At 67.5% G+C, this 1453-nt stretch carries 1 protein-coding gene and 1 pseudogene; one reads left to right on the forward strand and one right to left on the reverse strand.

The genetic code is table 11. The annotated features are described in order from the left end of the window. Positions 1-10: 10 nt before the first annotated feature. Complete coding sequence (locus tag BN9444_RS13355; RefSeq protein WP_066511291.1) at positions 11-982, reverse strand: MDR family oxidoreductase; 972 nt, start codon at positions 980-982, stop codon at positions 11-13. A gap of 149 nt (positions 983-1131) precedes the next feature. Here BN9444_RS13355 and BN9444_RS13360 point away from each other — a divergent pair. Beyond that, positions 1132-1453, forward strand: a pseudogene (locus tag BN9444_RS13360) (VanZ family protein); the annotation flags it as partial.

Here is a 1453-nt window from a genome sequence, read left to right on the forward strand (position 1 = left end):
CAGGTCGCGGTTACTCGGCGATGGTAACCACCGTGCGGCCGTGGTGGTTGCCCGCGAGGATCTCCTTGGCGGTTTCCGCGACATCGGCGAGCGCGACGGTCGTCGTGATGGAGCGCAGCAGCTCGAGGTCTAGGTGTTCGTCGAGCAGCTTCCAGGCCTCCTCGCGGCGGGGCAGCGGCGCGTCGACGGAGTTCACGCCGGCGAGCGTGACGTCGCGGAGAATGAAAGGCAGGACGGAGGCGGGCAGGTCGGGGCCTGCGGCCATACCGGTCGCGGCGACGACGCCGCCCCAGGTGATCTGGGCCAGAACGTTGGCGAGCACGGCGGAACCGGCGGTATCGACGGCACCGTCAAAGCGGGCTTTCTGCAGCGGGCGGCCGGGCACGGAAATTTCTGCGCGGTCGAGGATGTGGTCAGCGCCCAGCGTGTGCAGGTACTCGGATTCTGCGTCGACGCGGCCGGTGAGTGCGGTGACCTCGAAGCCGAGCGACTTGAGCAGCTGCACCGCGATGGAGCCCACGCCGCCGGTCGCACCGGTGACGAGGACGTGGCCCTCGGTGAGCCCGTGACGGAGCAGGGCGTTGACGCAGAGGGCGGCGGTGTAACCGGCGGTGCCGATAGCGGCGGCATCGGAAGCCGAGAAGCGCGAGGGGACCGGGACGGTGGCCGCGGCCTTGACCTTCTGCTGGGTGGTGTAGCCGCCGTGGCGGAACTCGCCCAGGCCATCGCCGAAGGCGGCGACGAGGGTACCTTCCGGCAGTCGCGCGTCAGAGGACTCGGCCACGGTGCCGATGACGTCGATGCCCGGCACAAGCGGGTCGACGCGCATCACGCCCTTATTGCCGTCGAGAGCCATGGCGTCCTTGTAGTTGAGGGAGGAATAGGCGACATCCACGAGCATGTCGCCCTCGCCGAGCAGGGGCCTGTCAAGGAACTCGTGGGAAACTCCGGAATCGGTGCGGGTGACTTTGAGAGTGCTCATGGGCACAAGCCTACGCGTCTGTGGCGTGCGGCTCGTGGGGAATTGGCAGGGATGGGCAGGTGACATTCAGCTCGTACCCCGGAGAGCTGACAGGCGGGAGGTTTAGGTTGTCCTTTATGACAGTGACAGCGACGAAGAGCCCGGCCCCCGTGCGACACCGTTCCGTGAGCGACCACCTCACGGTGCGCCGCGACGCGCGCCCGGTAAGTCTGCTCGTGCTCGCTGTGACCGCAGTGGCGACGGTGGGCAAGCCCTTCATCGAGATCCCCGGCATTATCAACGCCTCGGCCCACCGGGTGCGGTCGGTGAATCTCGACCTCTTCCACGAGTGGGTCGCTGGGACCACCATTTGGTACGGCAAGTACACCAATACCTTTGGCAATATCGCGCTGTTTATTCCGGTGGGGCTCGTGCTCGTGGCGCTCGCGGCGACGGCGGTGCGCGGTCGCGCGAGCCGCCTGAGCCTGTGGC

Source organism: Corynebacterium phoceense (assembly GCF_900092335.1).
Taxonomy (GTDB): Bacteria; Actinomycetota; Actinomycetes; order Mycobacteriales; family Mycobacteriaceae; genus Corynebacterium; species Corynebacterium phoceense.

What these genes read in the sequence shown, in the direction of transcription:
- BN9444_RS13355 (WP_066511291.1), bottom strand. Translation starts at nt 982, where the DNA reads ATGAGCACTCTCAAAGTCACCCGCACCGATTCCGGAGTTTCCCACGAG.